Source organism: Phycisphaeraceae bacterium, assembly GCA_015709595.1.
GTDB lineage: Bacteria > Planctomycetota > Phycisphaerae > Phycisphaerales > SM1A02 > CAADGA01.
Genome location: CP054178.1, coordinates 3,111,739 through 3,128,297, shown reverse-complemented (window position 1 = coordinate 3,128,297; position 16,559 = coordinate 3,111,739). Strand labels below are relative to the sequence as shown.

General features: G+C 65.2%; 10 protein-coding genes and 4 pseudogenes. 6 read left to right on the top strand and 8 right to left on the bottom strand.

Annotation, left to right across the window (positions count from 1 at the left end; genetic code table 11):
- Positions 1-13 precede the first annotated feature (13 nt).
- From HRU76_13285 to HRU76_13275, 3 genes and pseudogenes are all read right to left on the bottom strand, one after another.
- A pseudogene (locus tag HRU76_13285) lies at positions 14-762 on the bottom strand (IS5 family transposase).
- 202 nt (positions 763-964) lie between these two features.
- Positions 965-1,423 (bottom strand): annotated as a pseudogene (locus HRU76_13280) (bifunctional DNA primase/polymerase).
- A 3-nt stretch (positions 1,424-1,426) separates the two neighbouring features.
- Positions 1,427-1,819: a hypothetical protein gene (locus HRU76_13275; protein QOJ18500.1), complete on the bottom strand. Its 393-nt coding sequence runs from the start codon at positions 1,817-1,819 to the stop codon at positions 1,427-1,429.
- Positions 1,820-2,136: 317 nt separating this feature from the next.
- On the opposite strand from HRU76_13275, the gene HRU76_13270 reads away from it, so the two are divergent.
- Positions 2,137-3,225: a ParB N-terminal domain-containing protein gene (locus HRU76_13270; GenBank protein QOJ18499.1), complete on the top strand. Its 1,089-nt coding sequence runs from the start codon at positions 2,137-2,139 to the stop codon at positions 3,223-3,225.
- 26 nt (positions 3,226-3,251) lie between these two features.
- On the opposite strand, the pseudogene HRU76_13265 reads toward HRU76_13270, so the two are convergent.
- A pseudogene (locus HRU76_13265) lies at positions 3,252-4,447 on the bottom strand (IS3 family transposase).
- 414 nt (positions 4,448-4,861) lie between these two features.
- On the opposite strand from HRU76_13265, the gene HRU76_13260 reads away from it, so the two are divergent.
- Genes HRU76_13260 through HRU76_13240 form a run of 5 tightly spaced genes read left to right on the top strand, consistent with a single transcriptional unit; the run spans position 4,862 to position 7,242 of the window.
- Complete coding sequence (locus HRU76_13260; GenBank protein QOJ18498.1) at positions 4,862-5,188, top strand: MarR family transcriptional regulator; 327 nt, start codon at positions 4,862-4,864, stop codon at positions 5,186-5,188.
- Entirely contained in the window at positions 5,185-5,424 is a 240-nt protein-coding gene (locus HRU76_13255) for a hypothetical protein (GenBank protein QOJ18497.1), read from the top strand. Before HRU76_13260 ends, HRU76_13255 begins: the two co-directional genes overlap by 4 nt.
- A 9-nt stretch (positions 5,425-5,433) precedes the next feature.
- Positions 5,434-5,637 carry a helix-turn-helix domain-containing protein gene (locus tag HRU76_13250; protein ID QOJ18496.1) on the top strand — a complete coding sequence of 68 codons (204 nt, stop codon included), beginning with the start codon at positions 5,434-5,436 and terminating at the stop codon, positions 5,635-5,637.
- A gap of 4 nt (positions 5,638-5,641) precedes the next feature.
- Complete coding sequence (locus HRU76_13245) at positions 5,642-6,583, top strand: hypothetical protein (protein QOJ18495.1); 942 nt, start codon at positions 5,642-5,644, stop codon at positions 6,581-6,583.
- A complete protein-coding gene (locus HRU76_13240; protein QOJ18494.1) occupies positions 6,580-7,242 on the top strand; it encodes a hypothetical protein in 663 nt (220 codons plus the stop codon). The genes HRU76_13245 and HRU76_13240 overlap by 4 nt, the downstream gene beginning before the upstream one ends.
- A gap of 224 nt (positions 7,243-7,466) precedes the next feature.
- Here HRU76_13240 and HRU76_13235 read toward each other — a convergent pair whose 3' ends face one another.
- From HRU76_13235 to HRU76_13220, 4 genes and pseudogenes are all read right to left on the bottom strand, one after another.
- Entirely contained in the window at positions 7,467-8,321 is an 855-nt protein-coding gene (locus tag HRU76_13235; protein ID QOJ18493.1) for a hypothetical protein, read from the bottom strand.
- A 25-nt stretch (positions 8,322-8,346) separates the two neighbouring features.
- The gene (locus HRU76_13230) at positions 8,347-9,519 is read right to left on the bottom strand and encodes a hypothetical protein (GenBank protein ID QOJ18492.1); all 1,173 of its coding nucleotides are present in this window, start codon (positions 9,517-9,519) and stop codon (positions 8,347-8,349) included.
- A gap of 61 nt (positions 9,520-9,580) precedes the next feature.
- A complete protein-coding gene (locus HRU76_13225) occupies positions 9,581-12,925 on the bottom strand; it encodes an ATP-binding protein (protein ID QOJ18491.1) in 3,345 nt (1,114 codons plus the stop codon).
- 3,238 nt (positions 12,926-16,163) lie between these two features.
- A pseudogene (locus HRU76_13220) lies at positions 16,164-16,334 on the bottom strand (DUF1156 domain-containing protein).
- Between the last annotated feature and the right edge of the window lie 225 nt (positions 16,335-16,559).

The window sequence follows — 16,559 nt, the reverse complement described above, 5'->3', positions numbered from 1 at the left end:
CGGCGAGGTCATGGAAGGCCTGGAATTGTTCGTTCCAGCGTTCGTAGCACAGGCGGAGGCGTCGGAAGTGGCTGAAGCACGCCAGCGTCCGCTCGACCACGTACCGCAGCACGCCCAGGCCGCTGCCGTGGGTGTCGTCGGTGCGCGGGGCGAGCATGCTGTGGATGCGTTGGCCTTCGACGTGCGCGATCATTTCCCGGGTTCCGTACGCGCGATCGCCGATGATCGCCTCCGGGTTGCGCCGCGGGCGCCCACGCGGACCCTGCACCGCAGGACGCGCCGCCAGCAGCGCGGGCAGTTGCCTCTGGTCGGGCACGTTGGCGGGCGTGGTCTGCACCACCAGGGGGGTGCCTCGGGCATCGGTCAGCACATGGCGTTTGCAGCCCTGTTTGCCGCGGTCCGTCGGGTTGGGGCCGGTGTGCGCCCCCCTTGGACGGCCCGCACCGACTGCGAATCGACCACGACATGCTGGAGGTCGATGCCATCGAGTTTCCCCAGGCGATTGAGCAACGCCCGATGCACCTGCGCCCACACGCCCGCCCTGGTCCACTCGCTGAAACGCCGCCAGCAGGACGAGCCGCTGACGCCGAAGGCGTCGGTCGGCACCGCCTGCCACGGCACGCCGTAGCGGAGCACGAAGATGATGCCCCGCAGCGCCCGCTTGTTGTCCACCGGCGGCCGGCCCGTCCGGGCCCGCGACACCGGGGGCAGCAATGGTTCGATCTCTTCCCACAACGCTTCCGGGAGCAGTTCCGCCGCCATGATCGTGCCTCCCTGCACTTGTGCTGACGACGCTCTTCATCGGTCGAGACTCATGTTCTGAAACAGTCTCTAAGAAGCGATCGTTTCCTAGCGGCCTGTGCTGGGAAGCGATCGTTTCCGTGCGCCCATGCCGCTGCTCCGTCACCGCTCGGGCCAGCGCCGCGACCGCCGCGCCGAGCGTCTCGACATCCACGACGGCGGGCTCGCCCTCGAGCGGGTCGTACGGCTCCCCGCTGGGGTGCATGCTCGGGCCGACCACGGTCTGCGCCCCGGTGCTCCGCAGCTCGACGATCATCTTCTTCGACGCAGGGTTCTGGTGCTTGCGGGTCTTCGCGCCCTTGCAGACGTACCACCAGTGCGATGATGGTTTGCCGGGCCGACCGGACTTCGCGCCCGTCGGAGGCAGGAACTTGGGCGCGAGCGCCACCGCCTCCTCGCAGTCCAGGTCCACGTCCACCAGCCAGCCGCTCGGCTCCCCTAGCAGTACGCCGATGTTCCCCGTGCCGTTGAAGTGTTGCGGCAGGTCGGCGTCGGCCAGGCGCAGGGCCGTCCACCCTTTGAGCACGGGCACCTTCGTCCCCGCGGGCACAGGGATCGGCGCGTAGCCGCGCGCGAGGTACCACCTCGCCGCGTCGAGCAGGTTTGCCGGGCCGTCACTCATCGCTTACTCGTCGTCCCCCTTCGACTTGACGCCGGCGCCCATGATCTTGAGCATCTGCGCCGCGTGCTCGCGGTCTTTCTTGCTCGCGCGGTAGTCGAGCAGGCGGTCGAGGTCCACGACCGGCTTCACCGCGTACTCGAAGCTGTGCTCGCTCCCGGCCAGCCCTAGGGCGTGCGCGATCGCCTGGGTGCAGCGGCTGGAGCGGTGCGTCCCCGCCGCCGCGATCAGCAGCGGCACTTCGGCCCGCGTCTGGCCGTGGTACATCAGCCCGCCGACACTGCGGGCCAGCAGCGAGCCCACCCCCTTGGCGTCGTTCTTGTCGATGGGGGCCGAGGCGACGTGCCGCCCCAGCACGCGGCCGTCCTTGTCTGTTTCTTCGATGGTGATCGTGATCATCGTGTGCTCCTGTTCAGAAGGGAATCTCGTCGTCAGGGATGCCGTACGTGGTGCCGACCGGTTCGGGCAGTCGCTCGGGGAGGCCTTCATCGCCCTCGAGCCGCGGTGGCTTGTCTCCCAGCCGATGCGCCACCACCCGCTCGAACTGCTCGCCGGCCTTCTTCTCGACCGTGATGTGCAGCGCCGGCGCGAGCGCCCCCGCCCGCGCGAGCTCGACCGCCTCCTCGGTGCCGCCGGGAACGGGCTCGACCGACCGTGCTCGCCACCACGCCTCACGCGCGGCGCGATGTCATGCCGCGTCTACGACGGAGATCGCCGTGAACATCGAGATGCTCCCCATCGACGCGGTCAAGGAGTACGACCGCAACCCCCGCACCATCAGCGACGCCGCGATCGATGCGGTCGCCAAGTCGATCCAGGCGTTCGGGTTCAAGATCCCGATCCTGATCGACGGCGACGGCGTCATCATCGCCGGGCACACGCGGCTCCGCGCCGCGCGGAAGCTCGGGCTGAAGGAAGTGCCGACGATTCGCGCGTCGGACCTGACGCCTGACCAGGTCAAGGCGCTCCGCATCGCCGACAACAAGGTCGCGTCGCTCACCGCGTGGGACATGGAACTCCTGCCCATCGAGCTCGCCGACCTCAAGGGCGTGGATTTCGACCTGGCGGTGCTCGGCTTCAGCGCCGAGGACCTCGCGGCGATCATGGCCCCCGCGGGCAACGAAGGCCTCACCGACCCCGACGAGGTGCCGGCACCGCCCGACGCGGCGACGACGGTGCCGGGCGACATCTGGGTGCTGGGCAACCACCGGCTCATGTGCGGTGACAGCAGCAAGCCCGCGGACTTGGACCGGCTGCTCGACGGCCAGCCGGTCCACCTCGTGAACACGGACCCGCCGTACAACGTGAAGGTCGAGCCCCGCTCGAACAACGCGATCGTCGCCGGCCTGAGTTCGTTCGCGCTCCCCGGCAAGGCCGACCAGCACGACCAGCAGAGCGCCGACCTCAACCGCTACCCCGAGAAGAGCCGCGCGACGCACAAGAAGCTCCGCGCCAAGGACCGGCCGTTGGCCAACGACTTCGTGTCGGACGACGAGTTCGACCGGCTGCTCGCCGCGTGGTTCGGGAACATCACCCGCGTGCTGATCCCCGGCGGCACGTTCTACATCTGGGGCGGGTACGCCAACTGCGGGAACTACCCGCCCGTGCTCAAGCGCTGCGAGCTCTACTTCGCGCAGGCGATCATCTGGATCAAGGAGCACCCCGTCCTCACGCGCAAGGACTTCATGGGCAACCACGAGTGGTGCTTCTACGGCTGGAAGGAAGGCGCGGCCCACCGCTTCTTCGGACCCAACAACGTGCCGGACACCTGGAGCATCAAGAAGGTGAACCCGCAGAGCATGTGACCTGCCCCCATTTTCTGTACCAGGCCCTATGAGAGTCTGAGGGTGAGGATAGGGGTTGAGGGGATCGACGCTGGCCGGGCCGGAGGGAGGGGCGCAGCCCCGACCGGAGGACCGGCCAGCGTCGCCGCGAACGTCGCCGGGGGAACGTACCCCAGCGAGGAGTGCGGCCGGTGATGGTTGTACTCGTTCTTCCACGATGACGCCAGCGCCTTGGCGTCACGCACATCAGTGAACACTTCCGCGTTGAGCAGCTCATCCCGCAGGCGGCCGTGGAAGCTCTCGGCGTAGCCGTTCTCCCACGGGCTGCCGGGCGCGATGTATACGTTCTCCACGCCCGTCAGCTCCGCCAGGCGCCGGATCGTCCGCGCGATGAACTCCGGACCGTTGTCGCTGCGGATGTGATCCGGAATGCCGCGCGTGGTGAACAGGCCAATCAGAACATCCGCCACGCCGCCCGCCGTCATCGAGCGGTTCACCTCCAGCGCCAGGCACTCTCGCGTGAACTCATCCACCACGCTCAGCCACTTCAGCGCCCCCCCACGTGCATCCGTGTCGTGGATGAAGTCGATGGCCCACACGTGATCCTTGCGTTCCGGGCGACGCCGCAGGATCCCGTGGTCGCTGTGGCCCAGCCGACGCCGCTTGTGCTGCTTTGAAGGCACTTTCAGGCCCTCCTGCCTCCACAGCCGGTGCACCCGCTTGCGGTTGATCCGCCACCCCTCCAGACGCAGCATCCCCCAGATCATCCGGCAGCCCCGACGCGGATGACGCCGCACCAGTTCGTGCATGCGGCGGATCAGGGACTCATCGCCGTCCCGCGGGATCGCCGTGTACCGCTGCGTCGAGCGCGGCTGGTTCAGCACCCGGCAGACACGACGCTCCGAGTGTCCGAGTGTCGCCCGCACGTGCGTCACGACGCCCCTCCTGCCCGAGGGGCTCGATGCTTTCCCAGGTAGTCGTTGGCCTCCTGCAGGATCTGGTTGTCCAGCGTCAGATCGGCCACGGCCTTCTTCAGCCGCGCGTTCTCGATCTCCAGTTCCTTCAGACGACGGGCCTCCTCCGACTTCATCCCGCCATACTGGTTCCGCCAGCGGTTGAAGGTCTGTTCGCTCACGCCCAGATGCTGAATGACCTGGGCGATGGAGCGGCCCGCCGCCAGCATGGCGTCCGCCTCACGCAGCTTCGTCACGATCTGTTCCGCCGAATGCCTTGTCCGCTTCATCTTCGAGAGTCTCCAGGGCCAACCCGTGGCCCATCGGGACTCTCATAAGACCTGGATCAGTTTTTGGGGGGCAGGTCACATGGTCCACCTCACGGAGAAGCCGGTGGAGTTGGCCCGCCGCGCCGTCCAAGCAATCGGCCCCTTGCTGGGCGATATGGCGTACCTCTCCGCCGCTCGCTTGCTCGTAGACCTCGCGGGTTCGCACCCCGAAGCGCTCTCCCCGGAGGTGGCCGAGCACGTCAAGCGGCGGGTGGGGTAGTCCGGCCCGATCCCCGCCGCGGTTCCGGGAGCGCGGGCGGGGCGGGGGAGCCAACGGCTCCCTCCCCCAACGGAGAGGCACTTGACTCCGCCGAACCCCTAGGGGTGGTATACTTGACGGTCGCCAAACTCTTAGCGACTGCTCAGGGGTACCTCATGCCAGACAACAGCGAAGCCCTCCTCCGTGCCGTCCTGTCCGTCACCGCCCGCCAGACGTTTCCACCCGACAAACTGGCGGAGATCGTGCTCTCCAAGGGAGCCGGTACGAAACAACTCTCCGCGTTCAACTTGTGCGATGGTACGAAGGCACAAGGCGAGATTGCTAAGGCACTGAAACTTGACCCCGGCAACTTCAGCAAGACGGTCGGGCGGTGGATCGACTCCGGCATCGTCTTTCGGTTGGGCGAAGGGCGAGACGCCAAGTTGCTCCACGTTTACCCCCTCAATGGCGATGCCACGAAGAAGAAGGGAACCAGCAAGTGAGCACCGACAATGCCGACCTCTCCCGTATCGAAGCGAAGTTGGACACACTCATCCGACTCCTCGCTCTTAGCGTTGCCTCAGACAACCACTCCCTGAAGGATCGGGCGATTCGCCTTCAGCGAGCGGGTATGACGCCGAAGGACATTGCGGCACTCTGCGACACCACCCCGAACACCGTGAGCGTTGCACTCTCCACAGCGAAGCGAGAGAGCAAGGGCAAGAAGAAGACCAAGTAGGAGTATCGAATGGCGAAGGCAAAGAACGGCTCTGCCGATCCGGTTCTGTCTGAACTCGTGGCGATCAAACGCCTCCTCGCATTCGGCCTACTGAGGTCCGGTGCGCGTCAGAAGCAGATTGCCGCGGCGCTTGGCGTCGATCAAAGTCAGGTGAGTCGGATGTTCCCCAGTGGCATCGGTGCGGTTTCGCGCGATGCGAAGAAGGGGGCATAGGCAAATGAAGGGCGCAATCGAAGTCTCCGACTCTCTGTCCAACGCCGAGGAGCAAATCGAGCGCGCCGCAAAGACGGTTGGACGCGGCGAAGTTCGCCCCAAGGTGTTTGCCGCGATCTACCACCACAAGCAGAAGATCAAGTCGGTAACGGAGGTGATGAAGAAGTCTGGCCTCAAGAACCGGATTCGAGTCTTGCAGGAGGGGCGACACCTCGTACGGAAGGGCATCGCGCGATCCGCTATGAAAGACGGAGAGACAGCCTACGAGATGATCGACTTCTTCCACGCCCACAAGCCTCAGATTCTCAAGTTGGCGGCGAACCCGAAGAAGTTGGCAGCATTCCCGACAAAGCGCAAGTCCTCCGTTTCCGTCACTGTCAACGGCAACGGTGCGAAGGCGCAGCGACCGAAAGCGGTTGCATTGACGCTGGACGACTTCGACTCTTTCAAGGCCCTCTCCAAGGTGAAGGCGGACGGGTTCATCCCTCGCACGGTGTCCGAAGACCAGTTCAAGCGCGGAGTTCAAGCCATTCTCGGCGAACCCGGAGACTGGAGGGATTGGGGCGGAGAGATGTTCGACCTTTCGTCAACGCAGTTGATCTACAAGGGCAAACGCATCGGGGCGGTATTCGCGTTCAAAGGTCCGGGGACGCGGGGGCCGCTCACGCCGAAGAAGATGGGAAAGAACGGGGACCAGATCGGGCGCATGTATAAGGGCGTCGGCAGAGTCTTCATTCTTCAGTATGGGGAGAGCGTAGAGGAGAGTGTTCGCCAGTTGATGCGAACCCATGCGGTGGAGAAGTCCGACGCCACGGGGGAGACGATCTTCCACGTCATCATTGACGGCACCGATTCACACCGCCTTTATCGCGCGTATCCGACCGAGTTCGCCAAGGCAGCGAAGAAGAAGACGAAGAAGAAGAAGGCGAAGAAAGCCAAGCGATGAGCACCACCCTCGCCGACATCGGCCTAGTGGATTGGGCCAATACCGTCATCGGGCTTGTCGGCCTTGGAGCCGCGGGGTTCGCGTTGCTCCAGACCCGACGCTCCAACAAGGCCGCGGCGGAGGCGAACACCATCAGCCGCGGGGCAAACGAACTTGCGGGGCAGGCCAACCGCTACGCGGAGAAGGCCCTTCAACTCCAAGAGGAGGAGGGCCTCGTGCGGCTCGTGGTAAAGCCTCGCATGATGATCCTCGTTGGCGACGATGAGGACGACGACCGACGACCGCGCCCGGTGGTAGAGGTGGTGAACCTCAGCGCCTTCCCCGTCACCGTCACCGGCATTCACTGGAAGGCGGAGGGAGCGAATGGGAAGCACTCGTTCTACTGGAAGAATCCGACCGTCGCCAACCCGTTCGGCCAACTCCCGGCCCGCCTCCCGCCGCGTGAGGCCCTCACTGCGGTAGGTATCCCGACGAGTTTCAAGAGCCTTGACGACCTCGCCTCTATCACCGCCGCAGTCGCCTACACCGCGTGCGGGGAGGAGTTCGAGGGCATGACCGATCAATGGCGGGAAACGGTGGCGAAGATGGTGGCGGAGGGGAAATCGGGCGGGGCGGCAAAAAAAAAACTTGAACCCCTCCGCGCACTCCGCACGGTCTAGCCATTTTCTAGCCAAATGAAAACGGCCCCATAAAAGGGCCGTTTCAAGCGAGGCGGACGGGACTCGAACCCGCAACCACCGGATCGACAGAGGAACCTTGCCCGGGCCCGAAACTCGTAAACAACGATACGGGCGGGGTTTCCGGATTGCAAGCGATGCGGCCTTTGGGCGGCTTTGCGGCCGTTTTCGAGGCGGAGCGCGGTGCGCACCGCGCAGCGGACGGATCAGTCGTAGGCTGCGAGGTCCTTCTCGCGCTGCGCAAGCCGCCAGGTACTGAACGAGTCGCGATCGATGCGACGGTCGCGCCCGTCCTTCCCGTTGGTGCGGAACCGCCCCTCCCCAGCGGCCTTGGACACGCGGGCCTTTGCCTTGTTGAGGTCGATTCCCGAGACGTCGGCGAGCAGCAGTTTCGCGGCGGCAGTGACGGTGATCCAGGCGTCCGGTTTGACTTCCACCAGCCCTGACGCTGGGAAGACCTTGGCCAGGTCGAGATCGAGCCCCTCGGTGCCAAGGCGGGCGTGCTCGGCGAGCACCGCCGTCATCGGCCGCTTGCCGACCGACCAGATGTCGCCCGGCTTCACGCCGACCGAGAGCAACGCTGGACCGTCGGAGGCCACCAGCCGCGTCGCTGACGCGGCCACCCCAGCGGCGTCTGGCCGGGCAAGGCCGAAGCCCAGGAAGACATCGCCCACCTGGCCCGCGACGCTCGCCGTCCCGATCAGCACGATGCGCCCCGGCGCGTCCTCCACGACTCTTCCAGATGCTCCAATGGCGCACCGAACTGCCTCGGCGAGCCCGAGCAGGCTGAACCGCCACTGCTCAAAGTCACGCGGCTCCAGAATGACCCTTCCGCACCCGTTCATGCACCTATGAACGCAGATCAGCCTGTTCGGGTCGTGCGGATGCTTCTCGAATCCCAGGTTCGGAGCGAAACACTCATGATCGCCGCCGTCAAGGACGATCTCGTTGGCGAAGCCGGCCGCTTCGACGATGCCCAGCGCCTCAAGCGACGCCAGCCACTCGCGCGGCCATGCCCGTGCATCCTGCGGACTCAGAACGCCGTCCCGCAGATGCTCCACGCGTGCCAGAAGCCTGCCAAAGTCGTCATGCACTGGCGATCTTCCACTCCACCAGGTACTTCTTCGCCACGACATCGAGTCCGTGGTCCTTCAGGTTGCACCGATCAGGGTACGTGACCTCGAAGGTCAGCGTCTTGCCACGCTTGCCGTTCTGCCCGCGGAAGCGAAAGGACAGACGTGCCTGGGACACATGAAGCTCCGAGAGTGGTACCTTGGTCGTGTTGATGGCCTCTTCGATCATGCCCCGAAGGACATTCGGCATGTCCGGCGTCGGACGCCCCGACAGCACCAGGCGACGATACCCTTTCCCTGGCAGGTCGAAGCGCAGGAGCCGAAGTTCCACCCGTTCAACGTTGTCGGCCGGGGCGGTCTTGAACGCGAAGTCGCCACGTTTGAGCACGTCGAGTGAGAACGGAGGGTTGGCGCGGGGATCGGGCAGTATCTTGAGTCCGAGGATCTCCTTGCAGAAGGCCTCGGCGATCTTCTCCCGGCGCTTCTGGTCGCCGCCGGCGATCATTTCAAGCACGCCGTCCTCGCGCCGGTAGACGAAGATGATCTCGGTGGCTGTACGACGGATCTGTCGTGCGAACTTGCCCTTGCTGTCATAGCCGAGGTCGGTCTTGGGGTAGTCCTCCGGGTACGCAAAGAGGCAGTACCGCTCCGGATCGCGGCGCTCGACGGGGTCCAGATGGCAGTGCTTGCCCCGACCCTCGTGCCTGAAGATCTCGCGTAGTGCATTCTCGAGTCGGTCCTTGTGCTGGTCGTCATCGTTCACATGCAGCCGCTTGCCGACGTTCCACCGCTGCCATCGGCTCTCGCCGAATCGGTCCATCTCGTTGCAAGCCAAGACCGTCTCGATGAGCTGCCGATCCTCGATCAACGCGAGGAGCGCACGCTCGATGTCGTTCGCCATGTCGGCCAACTTATTGACCCACGGCTTCTTCAAGTATGAGGCCTCCTCGTAGATCAGTCGCGACCCGCCGTCGGTGGCAAGCTCGCTGACCGTGGCGAAGTCCGCGTCCACGGCCACTCTGTCACCCGTCTCCAGGTCCTCCATCGCCTTGACAATCGCGTCGGGATCGCCCTCCTTGTACTCGCCCCACTTGAAGTCACCGAGCAGTCTGCGGCCAGCGAAGTACCGCTGCAAGAGTGCCTTCGAGATGCTCCGGATGACTTTCTTGGGTGAGTACTGCGCCATGTGTGCAACACCTCCTGAAGAGCGCGATCCCCTCTCGATTGTGTTTATGCGCGGCGGGTGCTCAGTTCACCTTGAACGAGCCTCCCAGACCTTCGAGAGCCCGATTCACATCTTCCACGACCTTCGGATCGGGTGCGGTCACACCATCACCGATCTCAAGGCGGACGTGGAATCGAAGCGACACATTGGTTCTGGCCTTGATGTCGAGGAGCCGAGGAACCGCGTCGCCAAGGTCCTGGATTTGCGAAGGTTCGAAGTCCGCCTCAGCCACGCAGACGTTCGGGGGCGGCGGGCGACGACCCGTTCCGCCACCTCCGCCCCCGCCCGACGGCACCTGGGCGGCTGCGACCTTCAGCCGGATGGACTTCGCGGCCACAAGATCGCATGGCCAATCATTGGAATCGTCCGTCAGTTCCACGAACCGAGCCTGGAGTGCGCCGGAGATTGCGTCTCGAATCGTCTTCCACGGCAAGGCGACTCCAGCGGCCTGCGAGAGCGCACTCGCGAGCGCCAGGGCGGACGCCGAACCATCCTGCCAGGCCGCGGGGAGATTCTCGGGGAGCAGCGACGCCGCCGACAGGGTCGCGGGGGGGGGACGGAGCCTCGCTGTTGGCGTCAACACACCCGCGGGGATTGGCTCGCCCAGAAGGCTGGCCGGCCCGGAGATCAACCACACCTTCCCAAGTTCCACAGCCTCGCAGATCGCGGCGTTGACGACGACCTCTGCCGCCTTCGGAACCGTCATCGGCTCGGGAAAGCCACCGCGGTCGACCTGCACGACCTTGGACCCGTCGAAGTACGAAAGAACATCGTGAGCGGTGATCTCATCCGAAGCCCACAGACCGGGCAGCGTGCCCCGGGCTAAAAGTTCGCCTGAAATCTCGCCAAGTTCCGCCGCCTCGGGAAGGACCAGTTCGAGTGCCGGGTCGTTCAGCGCGGCCTCGTCCGGACGGCTGCGCCACCAGGTCCGGAACGTGCGATCCGGCCGGGTGAGTTTCAGGACGAACGTCCCCTGCACGCACCCCTCAACCAGCGTCTCGACGATGGCCTGCGCCTTGAGCATCTTCGGCAGGTGCGGCAACTGGGCGAATGCGCCCGCCAGGTCCTTCACGCGCCGGCTCGTCTCCCCACCCTTCCACAGGTTGTACGGACCGTCGGGCAACAAGGCTTCTGCGGTGATCGCCGTGTCCTGAACGCGGGAGCGTGAATCGCCCTTGATGGTGTCGAAATGCGGCTCGTCGGTCACCGTGACCTTGAAGGCCTGCGCCTCGTCCTTCTCTGAGACCGTCACGACGATGCAGTACGCCTGGCGGATCGCCTCCGGCACGCGGGCGCGAGCCTTGTCGATGTTGATCTTGAGCGTCTGCAGGCGGGCCACATCCACAGACCCCTTTTGCTTGCGATCCTCATCGTTCTTCGGTGTCAGGTCATCGAGGACACGTTCCCATGCGAGCTGGTCGCGGACCCGCGCGTGGGCCACGTCGAGCCCCTCGCGCGAAGGCGCCAGCAACAGGACAGCGTTGCGGTACACGCGCGGCTTGTCGCTGCCGGTCGTCTCGTCAAGGAACCGCTTCGCCTCCGCGCTGGGCTTGCCCGAGTCCGACGCGGCGCTCGGCGGCAGCACGGCGTAGTGGAACAGGCCGTCATCCTCGATGTCGCGAGGCTTGGTAGGAAGCGTGTGGACGCGGACGCCGAACGCGGAGGCCCCACTCGTGAGCGCCTTGGTTCGTCCGATCTCCTCGAGCATCTTGGCCTTGACGACGTCATCGGAGATCTGCGCCGCCGCCGCGGCCTGCATCTGAGTCAAGTTCGGGCGGTTCCCGAGCCGCCACTCGGTCGGAAGTTGCCCGTCCTTCTCGGGCAGATCGCCATCATCGAGCCAGTAACTGCTCCGCGCCCAGCGGGCCAGCCCCTTCTCCAACTCGATCTTGTCGGGGCGGCATGGACCGACCAGGAGCATAAGGTCCCGGGTCTTCGCGCTCCGGCCGGCCGGCTGCGAATGGAGGAACGTCGCGATGACCGCCTGCTCGACCTCGCGGACTCTCAGCCCGACGGAGTCCGCCTGCACACGCTTGGCAACGTCGAGTTCGCTTTGGATGATGCCGGTCCACCTCGTCGCCTGACCATCCGTGACGGTGGTGTCGGCAATCAGCACGAGCTCTCGCGCTGCCTCAGAAAGCCCACCCTGCTTCGGCGAGTTCAGGAACACCGCCGGGCCCACCAGCGGGCAATCGTCCCAATTCTCGGCCTCGCGCAGCGCCAGCGCAAACGTGCGCAGCACGCCGCGGGTCTTCTGGAACCGATCAATCGTCGTCCACTTGGTGTAGAAGACCTCGGTCAACTCGGGGTGGAAGGGGTAACTCTTGAGGTATCGCTCCTCCGCGCTCGCCCCGGCCTTCCCCGTCTGCTCGTCGAGCGGCGTGATCCCCTTGAGCGCGGCGATGACATGCTGCCGCCAACTATCGCGGTCCTGGCCCGATACGGGGTCGAACAGCCGCCGGCGCAGCACCTCGGCCACGTCGTCCTTCTCCACCGGCTGCACGGCCTCCTCGCGCTGACGCTGGAAAATGTCGTACAGATCAGACACAATGCGCTTGCCCAGGTCATCTGCCTGGTCTTTCGGATCGCTCGACAGCAGTGACGCCACGATGCAGCAACGGTTCACCTTCGCCGCCGCCTGCGTCAGGTACTGGAAGAACGACGTGAGGATGTCGATCCAACCCGGCTCCGAGCGGATCTTCACCTTCGCGTACAGCAGCACCTCGTCGAGGAGCACGAGCGTCCCCATGCCCTGCCTGGACGGCAACGACAGCAGGTCGGTCAGCGTGTTCTCGGCGGGCGGCGTCTCCCGCTCCTCGGCGACGCCCTTGGCGCTCATCAACTTCAGCCCATCATCGCCCGCGACCTGATACGCCAGGATGCTCCAGGGGTGCTTCAGGCGGCGCACCGCGCCGTCGGGAGATCGGACCTCGCACCCCGTTTCCACGTCGATCTTGTCGAAGCACAGCGCCGCCACCCGCGCCCGCGGCAGATCCTGCCCGATCGTCTCCATGAACTCCCGCACCGCGGGCAGGTGCGGCAACCTGGCCGGGTCGTGCACCAGGTGCCGCATCGTGATCAGCGTGTGCGTCTTGCCGCCGCCGTAGGTCAGTTCCAGTTGGCGAACCGCCTTGTCGTTCTTCCCCGCCAGCCGCAGCACCACGTCCTTCACCAGGTTCCGCAGGTTGTGCGTCGGGAAGGTCAGCGCGAAGAACTCCTCCGGCTTCTCGTAGATCGGCCGCTTCCCGTTCTGCATCATGACCTCGTACAGGTCCGCGGCGAACATGTGCAGGGGCAGGTCGCCCGACCGCAGGTCCTCCCGCAGTCGGACCACCTCGTGCCAGGCCTTCCAGGGTTGCTTTGCCATGCGATCCATCCTTTGCCGTGACGCCGCGCTCAGGCCGCGGTATGCTTCTGTCCGATCAACCCAGTCACCCCGCCGTGTCGAGAGGCACGGCCCGACGCCCGCGAAAGCGGGCGTCCATCTTTCACTGGCTTGCGCGTACCTCGAACAACTCCGGCCCGCGGTCACGCACCGCGCCCTTCGCCCCGATGTGGTTGCTGATGCTCTCCAGCAGCGACCGCTCGCTGTTGGTCGAGAGTTCGATCAGCGACTGCACCACCCGCTTGAACAACTCGTTCCGCCGCAGCCCGTGCTCGTCGATGTACTCGTCCACCTTGTGCAGGTCGCCGTCCTTCCACAGGTGCATCAGCCGGTGGATGCGGTCGATCAGCGGCACGGCCTTGCCCTCGGGGGCTTCGTAGCCCAAACTCCGCCCCTTCCGCTGGCTCCACGCCTTCAGTTTCACCTTGCTGCCGCCGCCCTCGCCGCCCGCCATGTCGGCGTCGCCGTCGTCGCCCTCGGCGTCCTCATCCTCGCCGAGGTCGTCGGCCTGGGCATCGCCCCCGCCCCCCGCGCCGACGAGGATGTCCCACGACCGCTCCAGTTCGGCATCCGACAGCCCGCACGCCGTCGCGTACAAGATGCACGCGCCGACGGGGGCCTCATCCATCCCGAAGTCGTGCCGGTGCAGCAGGTAGTAGGCCGTCACCTCGTCGAGCCGGTCGGCCGCGGCCAGGTCCGCGCCCTGCTCGCCGGTGAGCACTCGCCCAACGACGAAATCGACGACCATGCGGCGGACGTGGTTGAGGAACTCGCCCACGCTCATGGTGGCGTTGGGCTCGTTGGCCTTGCGGACGACGGGGTGCTTGCTGTAGGCCTCCAGCGCGGGGCCGGTGGCGGCCCACACGAAGTCGGGGCCGCGTATGCCCGCATCCCAGAACTCGCGCAGTTGGACCGCGATGTTGGCACGCATCTCTTCGAGCACGCGGTTGTCCCAGCCGGGGCGGGCGGCCCTGCTTCGCTTCTGAGCAATCAGCCAGATCGACGTCGATAGCGCCGAGAGTCCAAAGCCGCGACTGCGATTCGGCATCTCTGTTTGAATGGGCCAGCTCGCATCAACCGTAAAGCCAGCGCGAATGATCGCAGCCGCCAACGTTTCCCATGCCATCGGGTCCTTGTGCGCAAACACAATTGCGAAGCGACCACCTTCACGCAGCAGGTCATACACCTTGGCGAACGCTTGCGCCATCCAATCTTCGTACTTCCTGCGTTCGTCCTCTCGATCCTTGTCTGAACGGATGTGTTGAACGATCTCGCCTTCCTTCGGCGTCAGTGCCTCGCGAAATGAATCGATGCGATCAGCGTAAATCAGTCGCAACCAGACGTAGAAGAAATCGGAGAGATCAGCATACGACACCGCTTGGTAGTACGGTGGATCTGTCACGACGGCGTCATAGACATGGTCAGAGCTCCAATCCAGCACGGAGCGATTGTCTACGCTCGCGCTCTTTGTACCGTCCGCCAATGCCTGAGAAGTGACGCCGACCGATCGACTAAGAGATGCCAGCATTGACATCCAACTGCCCGATGCCCCACCGATCGGCGATGTCTCTGCAAAGTCCCACTTCATGGGTAACGCGTAGCGATTAAACAGATGGGTAATCTGCTCGTTTTGCGTGTACCACGATGCGAGTGTATTGCCATAATCCAAACACTTGTCCAAAACGGCCGCCATATAGGCTGCGAGACCTCGAAACCACGGATCGTCGCTCTGCCCCGCAATATCGATGTTTCTGATTGCCCCCGCAATTGTACCGACGAACGCCTTCTGGCGAGACGTCAACAGTGAAGCGTAGGTGTTCAGGCCATATTCATGGCACGAAATTGATCGTGTGCTGGCCGGATCAATCCGGTCTTCTGGCACGCTGACGGGGAGCTTCCCATAGATATGCTGGAGGCTTGAGTCGGTAACATGAGCGGTGTGATGCTCGTGTTCCGTGGGAAGTCGATACTCCTTGCCCTTTGGACCCTCGACAACTACAGAGTAAAGGACCTCACCGATGCGACCCTCGCGCCCGTCTAGGGAGATGTCGCTCATTGTGATGATTGTCGAGCAGCAAGGACACTTCACCCCGGCCCTAGACATCGTGCCCGCCCCCAGGCGCTTGTCGTGCTCGCGCTTCTGGGCCGCATTGCCCCCCCTGGTCGGCACGTTCGCCTCGATGCCGAACACCACGCCCGTGCGATCGGCGCTGGGCTCCATCGTCAGGAGCACGCGCTTGCTGGCCTTCTTGCACAGCCACCGCGTCTTGAGCAGCGGCACCGTTGCCCGGCAGTTCTTGCACTTCACGGTGCGCGCCCAGAGGTACGCCACCGTCGGCTTGGCGACCCAGCGCGGGTTGCGCTTGTCCTCCAGGTACTCCTGGCTGAACTCGGCGTTCAGCGACTCGATGTCCGGCGTACCGTCCTCTTTCAGCGGCACGAGGCGCATCGGCTGGTGCTCGTAGGCGACCTGGTCCTTCTTGATGGGCTCGAAGTCGGCGTAGGTCGGGTAGTACTGCGCCAGTTCCTTCCTCGCCCGTGCCAGCACCCACTGCCCCCACGCGCGGACGTGCCACGCCAGGTCGGCCTGGATCTCCTTGTCCGCCCCCTCCGCCCCCCCGGGCGGGCTGAAGAGCAGCCCGGCGTCGGCCTGCTTCGCGCCGGGCTTGGGCTTCTTCTTGCTCCCGGCGTGCAGCCGCTTGATGGCGGCGGCGGCCTCCGCCTTGCTGTACCCCTTGGCCTTCGTGAAGAACTCGGTCATGAAGGCGTCGTCGTGCAGGATGAACTCCGGCAGCGGGCGCGTCTGCCCGGCGAGTTTCTGCGGGTACTCCAGCGTGCACTTGAGGATGAACCACGCGACGGGGTTGATGTCCACCGCCGTGGCCTCGCACCCCAGGCGCATGGCTTCGAGCGGGATGGCCCCGCCGCCGGCGAAGGGGTCGAGCACCTTGGGGGCCCGCCCGCCGTAGGCCTTGCGGATCTCCTGGCGGAACCACTCGAGGGTCTCGGCGTTCTCGGTCTCGCGGCCCCAGTGCAGGATGCCGCCCTCGGTCTCTTCCTTGACCCGCTCGACCGTCTGGCCGTTGGGCATCTTCTTCTTCTCGATCCGCTTGACGACGCGCCCGCCGATCTTCTCGCAGAGTTCCCTGCGGCGGCGGCGGATCTCCTCCTCCCACTGCGCATCGCTCATGCCGTCTGGCTTGGGCTGGGCGGAAGGATCGGGCAGGAGCGTGGCGATAAGCGCCGCGCGACACGCCGCGAGCGGGCGCCGGGCCGGCCAGATGTGCAGTGTGGAGATGTGCCCGTGGCGGACGTTCTTCTCGTGGACGGAGTCCAGCGAGGCCTGCTTGAGGGGGAAGGCGTGCTCGATGAGGCGGGGGAAGTCGGTCATGGGTGGTTCAGGCACTTTTCATGGGCGTTTCAGCCGGGTTATCGGGGCAGCAGCAACCTTCGGGATCGGTACGGGTTGAATGAACGGGAACCATCGGTTACTCTTTACGAACCGGGATTCAGGCTCCGGAGGCATGGCGGCCGATACCCTGGAAGCCGAGAGCGACCCACGGACGGGCTCGTTCAGAGGCTGGTCGGACGTGTGCTATGGCGACGCGAGTGATCT

Coding starts and splice junctions, on each gene's coding strand:
- HRU76_13225 (QOJ18491.1), bottom strand. CDS start 12,925: ATGGCAAAGCAACCCTGGAAGGCCTGGCACGAGGTGGTCCGACTGCGG.
- HRU76_13260 (QOJ18498.1), top strand. CDS start 4,862: ATGCCAGACAACAGCGAAGCCCTCCTCCGTGCCGTCCTGTCCGTCACC.
- HRU76_13240 (QOJ18494.1), top strand. CDS start 6,580: ATGAGCACCACCCTCGCCGACATCGGCCTAGTGGATTGGGCCAATACC.
- HRU76_13230 (QOJ18492.1), bottom strand. CDS start 9,519: ATGGCGCAGTACTCACCCAAGAAAGTCATCCGGAGCATCTCGAAGGCA.
- HRU76_13245 (QOJ18495.1), top strand. CDS start 5,642: ATGAAGGGCGCAATCGAAGTCTCCGACTCTCTGTCCAACGCCGAGGAG.
- HRU76_13275 (QOJ18500.1), bottom strand. CDS start 1,819: ATGATCACGATCACCATCGAAGAAACAGACAAGGACGGCCGCGTGCTG.
- HRU76_13250 (QOJ18496.1), top strand. CDS start 5,434: ATGGCGAAGGCAAAGAACGGCTCTGCCGATCCGGTTCTGTCTGAACTC.